Source organism: Photobacterium lutimaris (assembly GCF_003025555.1).
GTDB lineage: Bacteria > Pseudomonadota > Gammaproteobacteria > Enterobacterales > Vibrionaceae > Photobacterium > Photobacterium lutimaris.
The window spans coordinates 15,135-35,375 of the sequence record NZ_PYMH01000016.1; the positions used below are offsets into that span (position 1 = coordinate 15,135).

Here is a 20,241-nt window from a genome sequence, read left to right on the forward strand (position 1 = left end):
GTTGGTTTTTTATTAGCGTGGCACAGGCTGAAGATAATGGACAGGAAAATTGTCCATTGGCTGCCACACTGTAAGTAAGTCAGCGAAGGGAGAAAAGGTGATGAAGAGGCGGCACTTTTTGGCATTGTGGTCGATGTTGTTCGTGAAACCGATTTGGGCAAAACAACCTTATATTGTCACCCCGGCACAGGCTGAGGGACCATTCTACCCAGTTGTGCCAATCCCAATGAGAGCCAATTTGGTTTTGCAGGAACAAGGTTTAGCCGGAGAGCCGATAGCGCTGCAGGGGCGTGTATTGGATGTTCAAGGGCTGCCGTTATCTGGTATCAAGATAGAAATTTGGCAGTGTGACGGCGAAGGGGTATACGCTCACCCGCAGCAGCCAAATAACCAATCATTTGACCGCCATTTTGCGGGCTTTGGTGCCGTAGTAACGGATAAGGAAGGCCAATATCAGTTTCGCACTATACACCCCGTGCCTTATACCGGTCGTCCGCCGCATATTCATGTGAAGCTTTGGCGAGGGGACAATGAACTGCTGACTACCCAGCTTTATCTCAACGGCCAGACGGGAAATGAGTGGTGGGGAGGGCGTGAGCGTCAGTATCTTCAGTTTGAGCCCAAAGAATTATCGGGTGGCGTTGTCGGAGAATTTGATTTTATTGTTGTTACTTGAGCGGTTATTTCTCAATATTCAGAAAGTTGGCGGTATTGTGAGCAGTCGGACTTTTAGGGTATTTACAATGCCCTAAGGGCTCTATATTATACGCCGCACAAAGGAGAGATGGCTGAGTGGTTGAAAGCACCGGTCTTGAAAACCGGCATACGTTTGTAGCGTATCTAGGGTTCAAATCCCTATCTCTCCGCCAAATTTAGAAAAGCCAGCTTAACTGCTGGCTTTTTTACATCTGTTGCTTGGCAAAGAAAGGGGTAGGGTGAAGAACCTTAGACAGGGTTCAGCCGAGCGAAGCGAGACAACGTTGCTAGCCGAAGGCGCTGTAAAGCAACGGCCCGCCGGGCGAAGTAAATCCCTATCTCTCCGCCACATTAAGAAAAAGGCCTCGTCGAAAGACGGGGCCTTTTTCGTTTTAGCGCCACGCTAACCTGCTGCGTATACACGTACCCACCAGCCCACCAGGCGTAACCCGTCAAATTTGAGAGACTAGCCGCCTAAAGCGGACTTTTGTCCTGAAACTTTCTTCATCCTCTTCATTATGATGGCTGCATTAGAACGAACGAGGAAACAATTATGACTGCTCATATCGCAGGTTCTGCAGACGATTTTGCTTCAACCGTTATCATGCCGGGCGATCCGCTGCGTGCTAAATACATTGCTGAAACTTACCTTGAAGATGTAAAGCTAGTGACGGACATCCGCAACATGCTCGGTTACACCGGCTACTACAAAGGTCAGCGTATTTCGGTAATGGGTCACGGCATGGGGATACCTTCCATGGTGCTGTATGGTCATGAGCTGATTAATGACTTTGGTGTCAAACGCATTATTCGTATCGGCAGCGTGGGCGCAACACAGAAAGATGTGCACATGCGTGATGTGATTCTGGCTCAAGCTGCAGGCACCGATTCTCCAACCAACGCCAAGCGCAGCAGCGGTTACCATATGGCGACGTCGGCAACGTTTGAGTTGCTGCACCATGCCTACATGTCGGCGAAAGAGAAGGGCATTGATGTCAAGGTCGGCAACGTGTTTACCGGTGATCTTTATTACGATCCAGACGATGATTTGATCCCAGCACTGGAGCGCTTTGGGGTGCTGGGTGTCGATATGGAAGTGGCGGGCTTGTACGGCCTTGCGCACCAGTATGGTATCGAGTCTCTGGCAATTCTCACGGTTTCAGACCATTGCATCACGGGCGAAGAAACTACGGCGGAAGAACGCCAGCTTTCATTCAATAATATGATTGAAATTGCCCTAGAAACCGCAATAAAGGCTTAACCCTACACTGAGGGCTGGCAGGTTCGGCCCTCCATTATATAAAGAACATCTCTTCAATGAGCCCTTGGAGTGAACAATGAAAAATAAAATGACACTCACTGCGATCAGCTTCCTTGCCAACTTTATTATGGCAGGCTTTGCCACTCAGTTTGGCATGCTGATCCAACCTATCGCCAATGCATTCAATGCCAATGTAAACGAAGTCGCCTCGATTTTCTCGTTATTAAATGGGGGAGCGCTGGCCGGTACTGTGGCCGCCTTCTTCCTGATCGAAAAAATTGGGATTAAGCGCATAACGGTGCTGTGCTATGGTGTAATTGCGCTGGCAGCCTTGATTTTATACGCTGCGCCTTCACTATTTATCGTGATGCTGTGCATGACGGTAATTGGTTTCTGCGGCGGTGTTGGTCTTTGTATTGCGGGTACTATCGTGGTGTCTGTATGGAAAGACAAAATCCAAAGTACCATGCTGGTGGTGCAAGACGCGACATTCAACATTGCCGGTGTCGTGTTCCCGATGATCACCACCTATGCATTGACTAACGCAATGAACTGGAGCATCAGCTACCTAAGTGTGGGGGTGGTGGCGTTAGCGACCATGTTTGTTGCCCTGCTGACCAACTTCAACTCATGCAGCGGTGACAGCAGCACAGAGCAAGAAGAAAAATCTGAGTGGAACTTCGGCATCATCAGCGGTGGTGTAGGTTTATTTCTTGGAATGCTGGCGCTGTACACTTTCCTGACATGGGCACCGATGTTCGTGCAGACGAAATTCGACATCCCGTTTGAACAAGCAGGTAACATTATCACCCAATACTGGTCGGCCGCACTGGTTGGTGCATTGGTTTCGACTGTGATTGTGTCTCGCATGAAGATCCAAACCTTCCTGTTGACCATCATCACTGTGGCGATGGTGATCACAAGCGTTATTGTCACAACCGAGAAACTAGAGTGGCTCTCTTACCTAACCTACGGTTACGGATTTGCGTGTGCGGCGCTGTACAATGCCTTTATCGCTTACGGTGTATCTTTCGTACGTAATGCAACCAGCAAAAACGTTTCTTATATCCTGATCAGTGGCAGTGCAGGTGCGATGTTCAGCCCAGCAATTAGCTCGGTATTGGAAAGTGTGGTTGGGCTGCAAACGGTAATGTACTCTATTCCGGTTATTTACGCGGTGATTGTTGCCATGCTAGTCGCTTCGATGAAATACAAAGCGGTAGACGCGAGCCCAGCTCAAACGGCTTAACGGTATTGATTGGATACAGCAAAAAGGTCTGCATGGTGCAGACCTTTTTTTATGTCAACCTTTGGCAAAACATCACGCCGCTACTCCTCAACGAACGCACGCAACCCCTCTAAATCGAGAATGCGTAATCCTTTCTTTTCTTTGGCGATAAAGCCTTTGCTTTCCAACTCTTTGACCGCACGCCGGTATACACGATCAGAGGTGGCAAATCGCTCTGCTTCAAGGTAGTTCTTTTGAAAGCCGTCCACGGGTAGATCATTGAGATGGTGATGATAAATATCATACGCCACGTTGTAAGTTATGGGATAGAGCAATCGCCGAGAAAGGATCTCTACCGTATCTTGGTAATCGATCGCGATAGCACTGGCAAAATAGAGCGAGAGGCGCGGTTGCTCGAGCAGGCAGCGCTGCAACTTTTGGGCATCGATGATGGCAACGTCGACAGGTTCGACAGGCACAATATCCATTTGGCAACGGTATCCCGTGAAGAACTCCATCTCACCGAACAGCTGCTGCTCGCACTCAAGTGTGCCGAGTAAAAATGTCTTGCCGTTGCTGGCTGTCACGCCCATCGAAATCCGGCCTGAATCGACAAGGTATAAGTTTTCGACATGTTCGCCTTGGGTAAGGAGCTTCTCGTTTTCATCAAAAATACGGCGCGCACAGATACAATCTCGAATCGTTTGCTCGATGAGTTGCTTATCCTGATTCCATTCCGACTCAAAACGTCCTTTGCCTAGGGTTTGTAGTTGCATTTCGTTACCTTGAATACTGGCTTCAGCATTTTGACAGCATGCTATCACAAAATAAGGGGACCTCTTATAGCAGTATGGCCTTGACTGACGGCGTGTGCTTGAGCCGAATGTGACCTCATTCTTAAAGCCAAGCGTTCGATGATTTCTGAGCAGATAAAATATAAAAGCCCGCAGCTTTCACTGCGGGCTTTGTCGTCTTTATCGTTGGGATATTTCTTTAACGAGTTGTGTCTTTACTGAGTCACGGCCTTTTGCTCAGTGGCAATGTTTTTACTTGCCTGCTTTTTTTCAAAGCGAGATATCCACCACCATGCAATACCCGAGAATACCGCGGTCATAAAGACGTTGATGAAGAACGCACGGACGAGGTTAACGCCGGTCGGGAAGGCTGATGCCGTCATGCTTACAACAAAGATTGCAATCAATACCGAAACAATAGTCATACCTGTTTTGCGAGAGCCCATGCGGAAGTCACGTGGGGTATCGTCATACTTTAGGCGGAACACGAAGTAGGCCACCATGATGAAGATTGGCGGTAGCATTGCCGTACCTGCTGTCAGGTTGATAGCTTGGTTCATCATGTCTTGTACAGACTCTGAACCAAAGCCGTTTACAACTAGCATGACAACAACGAAAGCGAATTGCCACCAAGCGGCGCGAACCGGTACACCGTGCTCATTAAGCTCTGTGGTTTTTTCACCGTAAACGCCTTTTGGAATCTCAGAGAAGTGGATTTTCACCGGTGCGGCTGTCCACATCATCATAGAACCGAACATCGCGATAAACAGGATGATACCGACAAAGCGGCCAACCAGTGCTTGTGAGATCTCGAAGTAGTTCGCCATGCCGGTAAAGATTTCGACCATACCGCCAGCATAAGTCAGATCTTCTCGGGCGACGAAGACGTTAACCAGTAGTGAGCCGACAGCGTACATCGCACCAATCAGAACACCAGCTGCAATAATGACTTTAATAAAGGCTTTCTGGCCGCCTTTTACATCTTTCAGGTAAGCCGCTGCCGTTTCAGCACCACCGGCTGCTTGGAAGATCCAACACATGATACCCAGTGTTGCCCAGTTGATGGTTGGGGTCATTGCTTCCATGGTGATGGGCTCTGCAGGGGTGTAGTCACCGCCACTTAGTGCCATCAATGCGCCAAGCACATAGATACCGAATAGGGCAAACACACCATAAGCAACGATTTCAGAGATTTTACCTAGCCAAGATGCCCCTTTCGTAGAAATGTGGGTCGCGGCAGCAAACAGCACGATAGAGATCAATGAGGTGATCATTGGTGAGAAGGTGTACTCATAACCCAGCATGGCGTAGGACGCATAGGCGATAACATTCGGTAGCAGCGAGACAAACCAGAACAGGTTCACAAACCAGTAGAGGAACGAGCCAAGATAAGCCGCTTTGCTGCCCAGTGGCTTTTTCAGCCAGTCATACATCCCCGATTCCGAGTGCTTATTCGCTGATACAAACTCAGAAATAATGAAGACAAACGGAATGAAATAGACAATGGTTGCGAGTAAAAAGATAGGTGCAGAACTCAGGCCCAGTTCAATGTTGTTGTTAACGATGTTGCGCACGTTAAAGACGGCAGCAAACGTCATCGATAGCAACGCAAACTTGCCAATCGTGCCGCGTAAGGATTCAGACATTGTGTCCTCCTGTGAATCACGTCAATTATACAGTTAAATGCTATTAAGCGTGTTGTTATATAAGGGCTTGGGAGCACCAAGCCCTCTTATCGTTATCTGTTTATTTGTTCAGGAAATAACCATCTTCTATCGTGACTTTGAGTACGACTTTGCGGACCCGGTTATCACCGACAAAGCGGTAAGCTTTACCGTTGTCAAAAATGGCAATCTGCCCTTCATGCAGTTCGCAACATTCACCGTGTCCGGTAAAATATTCGCGGTCTGTTTCATCCCGATAGGCCTGGGTACAGGTAAGGTCGGGCTTGGCCGCGAACTCAACGGTTTCCCTTCCTTCTAGGTAGTAGTGGACATCGAAGTAACGGCGGTTGCCTTCAAAGGTTTCGGTATGGCGGGCAATACCGTCTTCAACCATGTAAACCAGTGAATCGCCGATGGAATACATTACGCCATCTTTGATGTTGGCGATGTTTTCAATCGCTTCGACGCAGCGGTTCCATTTACGGCCATCGCGGTATACCACTTTGAATTGCTCTAGGCTCTCTAGCACGATCATGATTTACGCCTCGTTTACTGGTTGGGTTAGTTCGGCTGGGACGGTAAAGAAGCCGTTGCCAAAGTCATGGTTTGCCATCATCTGCGCGCTGCAATCTCCGGCCTGCAACGGCAACAAGGTTAAGCCGTAGCGGAACTCATCCATGTAGACACGGTAGGAGTCGAGCACTTCGCTACCCCAAGAGTTGGAGCCCAAGCCCATCAGCTTGTGGTCAAGGTTCAGGGTGATATAGCCGCTTTTGACCAACTCAATGGTGTGCTGGGCTTGGTGCAGATTCTGGTTGGTGTAGAACCATGCGCTGAAGTTGATTTCCTGCTGTGGTTTCACCAGTAGGCCAGCCCCGTGGCGGTTGGTAAGCGCTGCCCAGCGAATGTGCTGGCGGTTACCGTTGTTCTGCGGGAATGGGTAGTTCTCGAACATATCGGCAACGCTAGTTTGGTAGACGTCAATCAGGTTCGCCTGCTGGCTGTCTTGATAGTTTTCTTCAGGACCGCGGCCGTAGTATTTCACTTGATCAAAATCGCCATTGATCCCCAAATCCAGACCGATGACCGGAATGACATGCGGGTAATCACCGTAGCGCTCGCCGCTTAGCTCAATATTGAGTTGGCCTTCCGGGTTGATCTGATAGCGATATTCACAGCGCATGCCGAAATCAAATACCGGTGGGGCAATGATGCTGGTGGTGGTGATCTCAACGCCGTTTGCTTGCTCGACCACGTCGATAGTGCGGAAGTGCTCCTGCATAATCTGTAGGTGCGCAGGCTCCCACAAGCCTTCGTGCTCCTGCTTGTGGTTATCGATCATTGGCTTGAAGAAGTTAAGTTTTGGCTCTGACTTGATCAGCTCTTCGCCATTGACTACCCAGGATGTGAGCTTGCCGTTAATTTTGGAGAAGTTAAGCGCGAAGTTATTACCTGAGATCAGCGTATTAAGGCGGCTTTCTTCAACCACTAACGGTGTTGCGTTGTTCGTGCTGAATTTGGCTTCGCTAGCCGTGTTTTCTTTTAGCTGGTGCTGGTATACCGCGATCTCATGGTTGGCTTCGCTATACAGCGTGCGGCTGTCTTTGCGTACTGTGAAGTTGATGAACACTTCACGCTGGTCCAATTTTGGAATCACGATAGTGATTTCACGGGCAGAGTTTGCCGCAAGATCTTCGACCTTAAATTGCACCGTACGAAGGGTTTCACCTTCTGCACGCACATCGGCGGTGATGGTGTAATCATTCAGATCGGAGAACCACAGCTTGTTCTCGATGAGGAATTTGCCAGCCAGCTCATCAACAGCACGGATTTTCACTGGCGCAATGACTTGTTTGTACTCTTTCAGGCCCGGTCCCGGTGTTTGGTCTGGGTAGATCAAGCCATCCATACAGAAGTTGTAGTTATTTGGGTAGTCACCGTAGTCGCCACCATATTTGTAGAACTCGGTGCCGTTTTCATCACGAGCGAGAATACCGTGATCACACCATTCCCATACGTAATGGCCTTGGATATGGTCATGCTGGTAGAACACGTTCTGGTATTCGGTCAGGCCACCCGGTCCGTTACCCATGGCATGGGCATATTCACAGATAATGCGAGGCTTCTCGTGCGGGTGTTCGCCGAAGTAGTTCATCAGCTGGGCGCGGGAATACATGGTAGAAATCACATCCACCACTTCTGCATCGCGATCTTCTTCATAGTGCACCAAACGGGTGTCATCAATCGCTTTCGTTGCAGCGGTCATCGAACGGATGTTGCAGCCGTAACCGGACTCGTTACCCATTGACCACATGATGATGGACGGGTGATTCTTCTGGGCATGAACATGGCGCACGGCGCGATCAACAAACACGCTCTCCCACGCTGCATCGTTGGTGATACGGCTCAGATCGCCAACATTGGCAAAGCCATGGGTTTCGACATCGGTCTCAGCCATCACGAACAGGCCGTAGATATCACACAGCTCGTAAAAGCGTGGATCGTTAGGGTAATGGGCGGTACGCACCGAGTTGATATTGTGCTGTTTCATCAGGATCAGATCTTTTTCGATGCGATCCATACCCACAGCACGGCCTTTAAGGTGATCATTGTCATGGCGGTTGACACCATGCAGCATGACGTACTGATTGTTGATGTAGAACAGGCCGTCGCGCACTTTGATATCGCGGAAGCCAACACGCTGCGGGATGATCTCCAAGGTATTGCCGAGGTTGTCTTTCAGCGTCAGTACGAGTTGGTACAGGTAAGGGTTTTCTGCCGTCCAGTGAGTCGGGTTATCGAGCTCAAGAGCAAATTGTGTCTGTGCCTGTGAATTGGCATCGATAGTCAGGTGGGAGCATACTCCCTCGTCAATGATTTGGCCTTCATCGTAAAGCGCATATTCGAGAGCATACCCTGAAGCCTGCAGTGCTGAGAGGTTTTCAATCTCTGCCGTGCAAGACAGCGTGGCTTGCTGGTAGTCATCGGCAAAATCCGTACGAACGGTGAAATCTTGGACGTGCACCTGCTCTTTTCCGACAAGGTAGACATCGCGGAAGATCCCGGCAGTCCACCACATATCCTGATCTTCGATATAGGTCGAATCGGCCCATTGCATTACCCGGACTGATAGCAGGTTGTCACCTTGCTGAACATATTGGCTGACATCAAACTCGGCCGTCAGTCGGCTGCCCTTGCTAAAACCAACATAATTACCGTTAACATACACTTCGAAGTAGGTTTCGACGCCATCGAATTTGATGATGGTTTGTTTGTCCTGCCAGTTTGCGCCAAGCGTGAAAGTACGCTGGTAAGCACCGGTCGGGTTATCGCTAGGGACGAAAGGGACATCTATCGGGAACGGGAAGCCCTCGTCGGTGTATTGCAGATCACCGTGGCCTTCCATTTGCCACATGTTCGGTACCGTAATTTGGTCCCAGTCGCACATTGGACGCGAGTAAAACTCTTCTGGCACCCGTAAAGGGTGATTAAAATAGTGGAACTGCCATTGCCCGCTTAGCAGCATGAAGTGGCTGCTGAGTTCACGCTGGAAAGTCTGCGCGCTGGCTAGGGAGTTGTATGAGAAGAAGTATGCACGTGGTGCAAGACGGTTCTCATGTAGGTGAAGGAAGTTTTCCCAATTGTTCACGAAATGCCTCCGGTTCGATACCGATGTATTTTTCTGCCATGACCAGGATGTTGATCAGGTAACTTGATATCTAGTTTAGTAAAAGTTTTACTAAATAGAATCGGTAAAACATGGATGCTTTAACTTGATCACGGTTTTAAACGTTCTTGTACTCAATAGTGTGATGGCGATTAAGAAAACTCAGAAGGGCGGTTGGCGTGTGATGTGGGAAGTCGATTGAGCGTGGAGAGGTAAGTATAAATAATAAAAAAGCGCTGATATTCAGCGCTTTATATGATTACAGGTAAAAGAAGGCGTTACTTGGTGGTATCGCGCAGCTTTAGTTTGCTTGGCACATACACCTGCAGCGGCAATGTTCTACCATCGCGGATTTTTTCAACCAGCAAGTTCACCCCTTGAATACCCATCATTTCAGAGTGAATACGAACGGTAGACAGTGATGGGAAGGTAAACTTCGCTGTTGGGATATCATTGACACTGATTAAGGCAATGTCATCGGGGATCCGTAGGCCGTGCTCATGAATCGCCCGCAATACCCCGATGGCGATTGAATCAGAGGCAACAAATAAAGCTGCCGGGTAATCACCGCTCGCAAGCATTTTTTTTGCCAGCTTATAGCCGGAAGAGCTCGTAAACTCCCCACGGTAGATGTCAGTGCTGGAGACGACACCTTTGAGTTGGCCGTATTCGGCAAAGGCTTCCTCGCGGATGTCGGCCACATCCGGCAAGTCTTGCCCGCCGATAAAGCCTATACGCTGGTAACCCTGAGCGATGAAGAAGTCCGTGATTTCCTTGCTGACTCGGGCCAGATCGATATCGACAGAATCATACGAAGAGTTGGCCTCACTGAAATCGACAAAGCAGATGTTGTCCGACAGTGCCTTTATTTTTTTTAGTACTTTCGAGCTGTTGCGCCCGACTAAAATAATACCGCTCACCTTACTCTGTTCATTGGATATTTCTCCGTTATAACAGTTGGTTAACTCAATACCTAATTTGCTGCACTGGGTTTCAATACCATATCGGATTGATAGGTAGTAAGGATCGTTAACTTCAGCTTCTTGCTTGTAGTTATAGACAGCCATGAAATGCTGTTGTTGTTTCTTGTTGGTCGCTGACGCTTTAGCAGTACTGGTTTTGTATTCCAGCTTTTCGGCAATCTCGAGAATTCGGTGCTTGGTTTCTTCTTTAACGCTTAGCGTCGGGTCATCGTTGAGTACTCGTGATACTGTCGCCAGAGATACGCCCGCTTCCGCCGCGATGTCTTTTAGTGTCGCCATTTACTTGTATCCATTGGCAAGGCTCACTCACCGTGAGCGGTCTATCAATCGTGTTATTGTAAACAAACTAGACTGTGAAGTTCCATGTTTTACTAAAATCATTTCAAATAAAGCGTGGATGTATACGGTTAAACTGACGATAGATGACGCAAAGGTATTTAACGTATACCTTGAATTTTTAACTATTTCTAATGAGTATAATTTGTTACCTAACCGTCAGCTTGTTTTTACAGTGTGCGTATAGCTCAAAAAAAGAACGCGGCTGCTTGCCATCTTGGTGGCTTCTGGTAAGTTAAATTGATTTTAGTAAACTTTACTTGATAAGGGGATATGCAATGGAAACTATCGCTTACTCAGATTTCGCCAAGCTGGAGATCCGCACGGGTAAAATCATCGAGGTGGCCCGTCACCAAAACGCCGACAAGCTCTATATTGTCCAAATCGATGTGGGTGATCGCACACTGCAGACAGTGACCAGCTTGGTGCCTTACTACACCGAAGAAGAGCTGATGGGTAAGCAGGTCGTGGTACTGTGTAATCTGGCTAAAGCGAAGATGCGCGGTGAAACGTCTGAGTGTATGCTGCTATGTGCCGAAACCGACGATGAGTCGGAAAGTGTACTCCTTACCCCCGAACGCGCGATGCCGGCGGGGATCAAAATCGTTTAAAGAATCTTTTTAGGCATCTTTTAAGGAAAGGATTATTGATGCGGGCAACGGAGCTTATCTCTGAGTGGCTTAAACAAGATGAAGCCAGGTGCAAGGCGCTGGAATGCGTTCAGCTGCTTAACCTGCCGCAATGCTATTTGGCGGCAGGTTTTGTCCGTAATTTGGTGTGGGATCACCTGCATGGTTATAGTGAGCCCACACCGCTTAATGATCTCGATGTGGTCTATTTCGACCCGGATGAGGACAGCCCCTGCCCGTATCTTGAGTATGAGCGTCGATTAGCGCAATTGCTGCCGGGGCACCAGTGGCAGGTGCGCAACCAAGCGTTGATGCATCATCGTAATGGTGATGCTCCCTACCGGAGTACGCTGGATGCGATGGGTTATTGGCCCGAGAAAGAAACAGCCGTTGGCGTTCGGCTAAATAGCCTCGGGGAGTATGAATGCATAGCGGCCTTTGGTTTTGAGTCCTTGTTTGAACTCGAATTAACCCCAAACCCGAAACGGCCTCATTCCCTATTTGCCGATCGGGTTAATTGTAAAAATTGGCTTGAACAGTGGCCCAAGCTGCAGGTGTTGCCAGCCCTTGAGGTTTAATATTGGTCTAGACAAAAACGCCCCTCAACTGACAAGGCCAGTGAGGGGAGGTCATCACGCTGTTAGCACAACCTTACCTGTTGCTTGTTTGGACTCAAGGCGCTGGTGGCCTTTGCTGACTTCCCAGATACTGTACTGGCTTTCGTCAACAATGGGTTTGATCTGGCCTTCATCGACTAATTTAGCGATATGAGTAAGGATCTCACCGTGTGCTTTGCGGTTGATACCATAAACCAGAGGGATCGGCATCAATACGCTATGGAAGCTCAGTCCTTTGAGGGCCACCTGTAGTGGATCGCTGATTGGCAGGATTGTCGCCACTTTCCCGTTATAGCGGGCAGCCTTGAAGCTGTTTTGGATGTGGTCCCCGGCAATGGTGTCGAAGATAGCGTCAAAACCCAACCCGCCAGTCAGTTGTTGGGTGTAATCCTCCACCGATTGCTGCTCGGCATTGATCACCTGGTCGGCACCTAGGGTGTGGGCAAGGTCGATATTTCTAGCCAAAGACGTGGTGGCAACGGTTGCCCCCAACACTTTAGCAAGTTGTACCGCAATGTGGCCGACACCGCCGGTTGCACCGTGGATCAGAACGTTGTCACCGGGCTTAATATGCATTTTGCTTACTAGCGCTTCCCATGCGGTAATCGATACCAGCGGCAGAGCAGCGGCTTCACGCATTGAGAGTATTTGAGGCTTGTGCGCCATCAAATCAGCATCAACCAGCATGTACTCGGCAAGCGCTCCTTGTGTACCGGCAATGCCGCCAGCGCAGCCATAAACTTCATCCCCAACCCTGAACTGCTCAACGCCTTCGCCCACTTCGACGATGACCCCAGCGACATCACCGTGCAGGATTTCCGGTAGGTTGGCTGACCATGGCGTTTCGGCAGAGCGCAGCATGGTATCAAGCGGATTGACACTGGTCGCCTTTACTTCGAGCACCAAATGGCCTGCACTTGCCTTGGGCCTATCACGTTCGACCTGTCGGAATACATTGGCATCGCCTAGTGAATCAATAATCATCGCTTTCATTGTAGTCCCCTCGTGTTTGGAAGCGGGGTCAGTCTATTGGTTGCGTTAACTGCAATCCATGCACCAAAAGACAAGTATATTTTGTCTTTTATGCAAAGTATGCTTAGGTAGAATACCTCTCCTTACTTGGAGATAGAGATGATCAAACGACTGCAATATTTCAATGCTGTGGTGGAAACCGGCAGTATTTCCGAGACCAGCCGAGTGTTTGATGTCCAGCCTTCTTCAGTTTCGCGCCAATTGGCGGCACTGGAGAAAGAGCTCGGCGTAAGGTTGATTAACCGCAATACCCGAACCGTATCGCTTACCGAGGCCGGGCAGACGTTCTACAGTTTTTCTCAACATATAGTTGCTAGCCTTGATGAGGCGCGCAGAACGATCAATGAGCTGCAGGAGATCCCAAAAGGGAAGTTGGTGGTCAGCTCAACGGTGGGATATGGTGAGGCTGTTGTGCTGCCATTGATCAATGAATTTCGCCAGCGCTACCCCGACGTTGAGATCCGCCTTGAGCTGAGTGAGCGAGTCACCGATCTGATAGAAGATAATATTGATGTGGCGATCCGAAGTGGTGAGCTGGCGGATTCCTCATTGGTGGCCAGGAAACTTCAGGACAATGACTTTATCCTATGTGCCAGCCCTGAATATATTGAGGCAGCCCCAGAGCTGGTGTCTCCGGCTACCTTGGCTGAGCAGCAATGCATTCGATATGGTTACGCGGGGTGGCAGAACTGGTATCTGATGGGCGATGAGTTGGAAAAGCTCAATATCGGTGCAGGGCTTGAAGTGAATACGGTGAATGGTCAAAAGCAGTTACTGCTTAATCATTGTGGTATTGCACTCATTCCGCACTGGGCGGTGGCCAATGAATTGGCGGATGGAAGGTTGAAGCAAGTGCTGGCTGATCACCATTTTAGTCCACAGGCGACATCAACCGCGACGTATGCCATTTACCTCAAGCGGGAGTTGGTATCACCCAAGGTGCGGGTGTTCATCGACTATCTGGTTGAAAAGATACACGGTAAAAAAACATAACTGTTGGGAATAGGGTATTGGCTATACTCAGAGGGCATCATGAACACAACTGTTGAAGGTGATGATTCTATGGCTACTGATTTTGACTCTCTGTTACCCGAGCTTGCAGAGTTTTCGATACCGGATGTCCCTTTCAAAGTCGTTGACCCTACTGGTTTACCCGACGATACCCGTAAAGCGTTCGATAATTTCTTATCTGGGACGACCTTGCCGCAGGCATTTTGTGTCTACAGCCACGATTACTCGCAGTTTTGCAAATTGGTCCGCAATGGTGAGATCAATATTAGCTAATGGGATGTATTGGCTCCGGATGGTAAAAAGGCCGCAATTGCGGCCTTTTCATTGAGTCAGTGGTTAGTTATAAAGAAGGTGGTTTCCGTTACTAAAATGAAAACGTCACGCTCGTCGTACGTCCTGGCTCGACGATGATGTTGTTGCGAGAGTCGTAGATCTCAAACCCTGAACCGTTGGTTTCCTCAATATCGTATTGCGCGGTACAGGTGTAGCCAACCGCATATTCCCCTGCATAAACATCATTAAAACTAAACTGTGTCTGCAAACCTGATGGATCTTCAATCAGAGGGACGGCAACGGGAGCAGATTCTTTCGGACGGCGCTCGCCTTCATTACCTAACCTTGGGTTATGGAAGCCTAGCATCTGTGCTTTAGTGGTATCCCCACGATACAGGTAAACAGCGTCGACGGAATCATAGTTGTTCTCATGACACTGGCGTTGAATTGAATCAATATCAATAGTGCCACGGATATGGCCTAGTCGTTCTGGAATATCATCGACATGGACGATTTCGAAATCTTTATTGCTGAGGAAGCGCCAGTCATGGTTTTTGTTGTACTGCAGGGTCTCTTCCAAGTTAAACCAGAACGCGAGGTTGTTGTAACCTTTATGTACCGTAAATGGTTGACTGACCAAACGTCCGGTAGGGCGGGCATTCTGTGGCGGCTTGGCACCGGCACATGAACCTTGACTTGGCGTGCTTAGGTGAAGGTAGCTGCCGTCAATATCACGGACGTGAGAGTCATAATCGACCTCAACTTGCGTGTTTGAACCTTGCTCACCATTGATATATAGGCACATTTCATAGTCGCCAGGTGATAGCTTCAGGTCTTGGAACAGCGGGTAGGCATTGTCACCATTGGCATTCATAACATCGATCATGCGAAGCTCATTGGCTTCTTGTTCAAAGGTGATGTGGTACGCCTCACATTCACCTGTTTGATCGCAGGTTGCCTCGTCACTGCCGTTACTGCCAGCTTTCTTTAAGAAAACATAATTGAAGGCGATAACTGCTTCATCAATGTCACTCAGACATTTACCGTGATAGCAGTTTGTATCGCTGTAATGACTTGTCACATTCAGTCTTTTACTGTCACTCATTGGTGAATCAAGTTGGTTGATCACACCAAAGTTGAGCGTTGCATCGGTTGGCGTTGGTGTTGTGCCATTATCGTTGCTATCAGAACCACAGCCGACAAGCACGGTGGTCAATATCAAAGGTAGAAGTAAGTTGTTGCTTTTCATGAGATACCCTGCCAATTATTTTCGGCAGAAGATACAAAAAGACAGCGGTAGGTATGTCATCGGACTGTCAGGCGTATCGGACTTGGGTGGGGATTAACAAAATTAAAATTGCGGCATAAAATATGCTGATATCAATATGTGTATTTCTAAATTCTCTGTAAAGGAGAAAGACGATGAAACTGTCCAGTATTGATATGCCAGCCGTCCATGAGCTGCAAGCCCTCGGTTATACCAAATCAGAGTGTTTGACCATTATTGAGCGTGAGATCTACCGCCTGAACATGATAGATCGATCTAAAATTGACTCTCTTTGCTGCAGTGAACACCTCAAAGAAGTAGAAGCGCTCGACAAAATCCGTAGCATTAAACGTACTCGGTTCTTTCAATATATCCAACGCTTTGTTTTTCTTTGATGGGTGTGATTCTCCTTATTTAATATCAGATTTCCCTTCCTAAATTGATTCCCATTTTGCAAAAACAGATACCTTACTTGTCAAGGTGAGTGAGGTATCTATGACTATACTCTCAACACGTTTGATGTGTGATTGAAGAGGTAACCAATGACTTTCCTGATCTCATGGCAGCTGTATCAAGGCCGGCTGCATCCGGTACTCGCACATTTTTCCAAAGTGACCGAAGAGCAAGACAAGGCGTTGATGGGGCCGGAAATAACCTTGATTGGCCGTTGGCACGATCTGGTTAGCGGTACGGGGGTGTGTATCGTAGAGTCTGACAGTGTCGAGGCAGTCACAGCCTACGCACTGAAGTGGAATAGTGAGATGGACATTACCGTGCAGCCCGTGATGGATGATGCAATGGCCCGTGAGATGGGAGAGCGGCTCTCACTTTAACGACCTTGCTTTCATCGCAAAGCCGTAAAAAGCCTTCCTCTGTCCGCTGCAGAATAAGCTGTGACTCGGTGGTAGGAGGAAGGTTTAAGCATTGCGAAAAATATGCCTACTATTCATTGTTCGTCCGGTGTTGGTGGGTTACCTTCACGGTGGTGAATAAATATTGCTAGCCTCTCCAAATCCTCTTATAAGCTCCTCGCAATATACGATCAGTCTAGAACTTAGGAACTATGCTATCGAGTCTTGAGCCGTAAACTTTTCTCGTTTAGATTACGTATTGTTGTAAAAGAGATTTATTGGAGATTGCCATGAATCGGGTACACCCCAAGTCGCTGTTTGGCAGCAAATGGACCAAAGTGGAAGTGGAAGGGCGAGAGAAGCACTTCATGGTGATAGACGTCGAATACGACGAAAATCAAAAAGTCGTCTGCTGCCTCATCCAAGCGGTGATCAATCATCGCATGTTTGAGTTGGATTGGCGTGAGTTAAAGGACAGTAGCCGCTGGCTGATGGGTTGGAAGTAGGGGGAATGCGAACGCGGTGAGTATTTTTCATCGATAGGATAAGCAACCCGAATTGTCGCTCGGCGCTATCGGTTATATAACCCGCATCCTTTTCTAATATTGTGAAAAATTGATGCAGAAGTTAATTGATGCGCTTGCGACCCAGGGCTATTTCGTTTGGGATGATTTCCTGTCTCCAGAGCAAGTGAACAACCTGAAGTGTTGTTTGCCAGAAAAATGGACCAAGGCCAGAATCGGCCGCAATGATGAAGTTGCTCGTGAGTCATCGATTCGTAGCGATAAGATCCATTGGCTAACCGCCGGTCAAGGCGTTGCGGCTCAAGACTTTCTGGAAAGGATGGAAATGATTCGTCGTGAAGTGAACCAACAATTCTTCCTTGGCTTGTTCGAATATGAAGCCCATTTTGCCAAATATGAGAAAGGGGACTTCTATCAGAAGCACCTTGATTGTTTCCGCGGGAATGAAAACCGTCGTTTGACCACGGTATTCTACATGAACGACGGTTGGTCAGAAGAGGATGGTGGCGAACTGGTGGTTTACGACCTTGATGATCAAGAACTGATGAAGCTGGCACCGAAATCTGGCCGGTTGTTTGTGTTCCTGTCGGAGCAATTTCCCCATGAAGTGTTGCCGAGCAATATTGAGCGCTTCAGTATTGCAGGCTGGTTCCGTATCAATGGCGTGAAAAATAACACCTTAGATATTGCACAATAAAGGTTATTACTTGTTTGGTATTAGCCATACTCTGGAATAACAGAGTATGGCTTCATTTCAGAACAGATTCAGTCCAAATGCCGCTTTGATCTTGTCGAGAGTCAGCGCGGATAGTGAGCTTCTAACTCAGCGGTATATGTTTTATCTGGGTGGAACTTTAGAATGTTGTCAGCGACTTTGCTGGGGCGAATGGGAAGATGAATAACGAAAGCGTTACTCTTTTTGGTTAGACTGCTCGATGAGCCTAGTGCGCTCGTTGGTTCCTCTGTTACGGATTTCGTGCATTACAAAAATTAACGCATCGCGGGTCCACGGCTGCCCTGATTGCTTATCATAGTCATTGGGTAACTCAACGCCCTCTGGGGCATAAGCATCAATGCCGGCATCTTTGGATGTGTTAATCGTACGTAGGCTATGTTCATAAAAACCGACAACAACAGCTTTGCCGAGCTTATCGGTGCCACCGGCTAATTTGACAATTTCTTCTGCAACACCGATGGTGCTCAGGTAAATGATCGTGCCATCACTACCAACCTTAGGGTATATCGCGGTGAGATCTTTGGCATCAATACGATCGCCAATTTCCTGCGCGATCTCCCACTGCGCATATACCGGCTTGCCATTTTTTTCGTATATTTCCACTACCGTATCTGCCAATGCGGTGTTCATTGGGCCAGGTGATTGATTGCCGTTCTCAGCAATACGGTTACCGAAGGCATAGGCAATGATGCTATCAGCTTGATCGATTGGCAGGGGTTCACCTTTCCAGGTCAGTAAGTTTTTCATGATGAAATCAGCGGTATGGGCGGCAACGTTCTCATCTTTTAATTGCTCAGTTAATTTCACCGCTATCGCGGCTTGTAAGTCGGCATCTGATAATTTTTCGGCGCTGGCAAAAGGTGAAATCAAAGCAAGAACGGATATTACAAGCACCGCAGATTTAGCAATTATATTCATGTTAATTCCTTCCATTTCATAAGGGGAATAATGACTGCAAGTTTAAGGCTAGCATTGAATTGAATTTCGGCGACTTGCCAGCGTGGTAAGTAAAGCTATGTGTTGCTGTGTGCACTAAGGATTATAAATTTGTGCGACAGGTCTGAGATTTGATAAATGGCTACAAGCATTTATTTTCTTTCAGTTTTTTTTACTATACTCAGATGCATAGTTTTTAAGTATCTGAAATTAATAGCCAATATAAGTGTAATTTTGATGCTTGAACCAAGAGTTGTTTTGAAAGGAGATTAAAATGCGGTTAGTAATGGCAGTGGGAATAGCGTTGGCATCATCAATGGCTGTGGCAGATGGCGTTAATGATGATGCTGAGCAAATTCAAGTTGAACAGCAGTCCACATTCCTTTCAAATACTTCAACCGTAGCTGAACAACCAAATTATGCCTCCACCTATTCTAACTCTCCTTATACCAATACGACGTGGGAGCAGGTACCAAGAGAAGTGTCAGTGTATGATTCGCCTTACAACGTTGCTCTGTTTTCGGGGGAGAACGGCGAGGATACGGATCGTTTGTGGTCACAAACCAAATCTATTTTTTGGTATGGCGTGGGCGTGGCGGGCTTTATCGCTTTGTTGCCAGAAGATATCTCCAATTGGGATACCAGTGATGATCGCCTGTTGGAAAAATGGTGGGATAACGTAAGGGATGGCCCAGTATGGGATCGGGATGTGTGGTATATCAACTATATCGGCCACCCCTATTTCGGCGGTGTGTACTACCAAATTGCGCGTAAATCGGGTTATCGCCAATGGGATGCCTTTGTCTATTCCTTCATGATGTCGACCTTCTATTGGGAGTATGGCGTAGAGGCTTTTGCTGAGGTCCCCGCAATACAAGACATTGTTGTCACCCCTGTATTGGGTTGGGTATATGGTGAATGGGCCTTCCACAAAGAGCGCGAGATTATTCAAGGGGGTGGGACGGTTTGGGACTCCGAGTGGATGGGCAGTACGGCTTTGTTCTTACTTGATCCTGTTGACAGTCTTGGCCGAGGGGTAAACCACTTGATGGGACGGGATGTCGTGAAAGCGGGTACCGGTTATATCGGCTATCAGGATGTTACCCTGCCAAATGGACAAACGGACACCCAATTCAATTTTAATATGAATTTTCAGCTTGGTGAGGGGGAAACCAGCCCTGCTATGCGACGCAGTTATACTCGGGTCCGAAACGTCACGACCAGCGATCCGGTCGATTATGGGATTGTCGGGATCTCTGTCGGTGGGCGTTATCTGGATTTAGATGATGAGTGGGGCATTGAAAACAACTGGGCGCCAGTGATCACTTTGGGTCTTTACTACACGCCGTCACTGTCATCCCGCTTGCAATATACCCGTGTTGATACTGACAGCAAGCTAACGGGTGAAAGTATTACCTATGAAAATTACAGCTTCGATTTCCAATATTATTTCCTTCTTGATGATGATCTCCGACCTTATATTAATGCTGGCATTGGTGAAACGCTGCTGGAAAAAGATCGTGATACCACAACGTTTCAGGTCAATGGTGGGTTGGGATTACATTATCAATTAGACAGTAATTGGGCGCTGCAGGCCGATTGGGTTCATTTTTATAGCGGAAAGTTATCGACTAATGATGACCTGTTTTCGGGCCATTTGATATATCGTTTTGGTCGTGGTGAACGATAGTGATAAATATATTATTGGTCCGTATTAATACGCACTTATTCTTATA

20 protein-coding genes, 1 tRNA gene and 1 other RNA gene are annotated in these 20,241 nt (G+C 47.9%); 14 read left to right on the plus strand and 8 right to left on the minus strand.

The genetic code is table 11. The features are described from left to right. Positions 1-100 precede the first annotated feature (100 nt). From C9I99_RS23190 to tsgA, 5 genes are all read left to right on the plus strand, one after another. Positions 101-676 carry a dioxygenase family protein gene (locus tag C9I99_RS23190; protein ID WP_107351207.1) on the plus strand — a complete coding sequence of 192 codons (576 nt, stop codon included), beginning with the start codon at positions 101-103 and terminating at the stop codon, positions 674-676. Between the two features lie 102 nt (positions 677-778). Next, positions 779-869, plus strand: a tRNA-Ser gene (locus C9I99_RS23195). A gap of 46 nt (positions 870-915) precedes the next feature. After that, a non-coding RNA gene (locus C9I99_RS23200) (RtT sRNA) lies at positions 916-1,045 on the plus strand. Positions 1,046-1,249: 204 nt separating this feature from the next. After that, complete coding sequence (gene deoD, locus C9I99_RS23205; protein ID WP_107351208.1) at positions 1,250-1,957, plus strand: purine-nucleoside phosphorylase; 708 nt, start codon at positions 1,250-1,252, stop codon at positions 1,955-1,957. 76 nt (positions 1,958-2,033) lie between these two features. After that, positions 2,034-3,206, plus strand: a complete 1,173-nt coding sequence (gene tsgA / locus C9I99_RS23210; RefSeq protein ID WP_107351209.1) for an MFS transporter TsgA — start codon at positions 2,034-2,036, stop codon at positions 3,204-3,206. Positions 3,207-3,286: 80 nt separating this feature from the next. Here the strand turns inward: tsgA and C9I99_RS23215 are convergent, their stop codons facing one another. The 5 genes from C9I99_RS23215 to ebgR all read right to left on the minus strand — a co-directional run bounded on the left by C9I99_RS23215 (position 3,287) and on the right by ebgR (position 10,572). Then, complete coding sequence (locus tag C9I99_RS23215; RefSeq protein WP_107351210.1) at positions 3,287-3,961, minus strand: Crp/Fnr family transcriptional regulator; 675 nt, start codon at positions 3,959-3,961, stop codon at positions 3,287-3,289. Between the two features lie 233 nt (positions 3,962-4,194). Next, complete coding sequence (locus C9I99_RS23220) at positions 4,195-5,625, minus strand: amino acid permease (RefSeq protein WP_107351211.1); 1,431 nt, start codon at positions 5,623-5,625, stop codon at positions 4,195-4,197. A 100-nt stretch (positions 5,626-5,725) separates the two neighbouring features. After that, positions 5,726-6,178, minus strand: a complete 453-nt coding sequence (locus C9I99_RS23225) for a beta-galactosidase subunit beta (protein ID WP_107351212.1) — start codon at positions 6,176-6,178, stop codon at positions 5,726-5,728. Between the two features lie 3 nt (positions 6,179-6,181). Beyond that, positions 6,182-9,292, minus strand: a complete 3,111-nt coding sequence (ebgA, locus tag C9I99_RS23230; protein ID WP_107351213.1) for a beta-galactosidase subunit alpha — start codon at positions 9,290-9,292, stop codon at positions 6,182-6,184. A 296-nt stretch (positions 9,293-9,588) separates the two neighbouring features. Beyond that, the gene (gene ebgR, locus C9I99_RS23235; protein ID WP_107351214.1) at positions 9,589-10,572 is read right to left on the minus strand and encodes a transcriptional regulator EbgR; all 984 of its coding nucleotides are present in this window, start codon (positions 10,570-10,572) and stop codon (positions 9,589-9,591) included. Between the two features lie 335 nt (positions 10,573-10,907). Here ebgR and C9I99_RS23240 point away from each other — a divergent pair, with 335 nt between their 5' ends. Next, positions 10,908-11,240: a tRNA-binding protein gene (locus C9I99_RS23240; protein ID WP_107351215.1), complete on the plus strand. Its 333-nt coding sequence runs from the start codon at positions 10,908-10,910 to the stop codon at positions 11,238-11,240. Between the two features lie 38 nt (positions 11,241-11,278). Further along, positions 11,279-11,836 carry a nucleotidyltransferase family protein gene (locus C9I99_RS23245; protein WP_107351216.1) on the plus strand — a complete coding sequence of 186 codons (558 nt, stop codon included), beginning with the start codon at positions 11,279-11,281 and terminating at the stop codon, positions 11,834-11,836. A gap of 54 nt (positions 11,837-11,890) precedes the next feature. On the opposite strand, the gene C9I99_RS23250 is transcribed toward C9I99_RS23245, so the two are convergent. Next, positions 11,891-12,868 (minus strand): zinc-dependent alcohol dehydrogenase family protein, encoded by a 978-nt coding sequence (locus tag C9I99_RS23250; protein ID WP_107351217.1) that lies wholly within the window; start codon positions 12,866-12,868, stop codon positions 11,891-11,893. Positions 12,869-13,006: 138 nt separating this feature from the next. Here C9I99_RS23250 and C9I99_RS23255 point away from each other — a divergent pair, with 138 nt between their 5' ends. Both C9I99_RS23255 and C9I99_RS23260 read left to right on the plus strand, forming a co-directional pair. Beyond that, positions 13,007-13,900 (plus strand): LysR family transcriptional regulator, encoded by an 894-nt coding sequence (locus tag C9I99_RS23255; protein WP_208113373.1) that lies wholly within the window; start codon positions 13,007-13,009, stop codon positions 13,898-13,900. Positions 13,901-13,939: 39 nt separating this feature from the next. Further along, positions 13,940-14,191 (plus strand): hypothetical protein, encoded by a 252-nt coding sequence (locus C9I99_RS23260; RefSeq protein ID WP_309243483.1) that lies wholly within the window; start codon positions 13,940-13,942, stop codon positions 14,189-14,191. 91 nt (positions 14,192-14,282) lie between these two features. Here C9I99_RS23260 and C9I99_RS27480 read toward each other — a convergent pair whose 3' ends face one another. Beyond that, entirely contained in the window at positions 14,283-15,440 is a 1,158-nt protein-coding gene (locus C9I99_RS27480) for a hypothetical protein (RefSeq protein ID WP_243734396.1), read from the minus strand. A 173-nt stretch (positions 15,441-15,613) separates the two neighbouring features. On the opposite strand from C9I99_RS27480, the gene C9I99_RS23270 reads away from it, so the two are divergent. The 4 genes from C9I99_RS23270 to C9I99_RS23285 all read left to right on the plus strand — a co-directional run bounded on the left by C9I99_RS23270 (position 15,614) and on the right by C9I99_RS23285 (position 17,530). After that, the gene (locus C9I99_RS23270) at positions 15,614-15,853 is read left to right on the plus strand and encodes a hypothetical protein (RefSeq protein WP_107351218.1); all 240 of its coding nucleotides are present in this window, start codon (positions 15,614-15,616) and stop codon (positions 15,851-15,853) included. A 147-nt stretch (positions 15,854-16,000) separates the two neighbouring features. Further along, the gene (locus tag C9I99_RS23275; RefSeq protein ID WP_107351219.1) at positions 16,001-16,291 is read left to right on the plus strand and encodes a DUF3303 domain-containing protein; all 291 of its coding nucleotides are present in this window, start codon (positions 16,001-16,003) and stop codon (positions 16,289-16,291) included. A 308-nt stretch (positions 16,292-16,599) separates the two neighbouring features. Beyond that, on the plus strand, positions 16,600-16,815 hold the full coding sequence (locus C9I99_RS23280) for a TIGR02450 family Trp-rich protein (RefSeq protein WP_107351220.1): 216 nt from the start codon (positions 16,600-16,602) through the stop codon (positions 16,813-16,815). A gap of 112 nt (positions 16,816-16,927) precedes the next feature. After that, a complete protein-coding gene (locus C9I99_RS23285) occupies positions 16,928-17,530 on the plus strand; it encodes a 2OG-Fe(II) oxygenase (RefSeq protein ID WP_107351221.1) in 603 nt (200 codons plus the stop codon). Positions 17,531-17,743: 213 nt separating this feature from the next. On the opposite strand, the gene C9I99_RS23290 is transcribed toward C9I99_RS23285, so the two are convergent. Then, positions 17,744-18,487, minus strand: coding sequence for a hypothetical protein (locus C9I99_RS23290; protein ID WP_107351222.1), 744 nt, complete (start codon positions 18,485-18,487; stop codon positions 17,744-17,746). 292 nt (positions 18,488-18,779) lie between these two features. Between C9I99_RS23290 and C9I99_RS23295 the strand changes: the two genes are divergently transcribed. After that, positions 18,780-20,195 (plus strand): DUF3943 domain-containing protein, encoded by a 1,416-nt coding sequence (locus C9I99_RS23295; protein WP_243734398.1) that lies wholly within the window; start codon positions 18,780-18,782, stop codon positions 20,193-20,195. Positions 20,196-20,241: the final 46 nt, after the last annotated feature.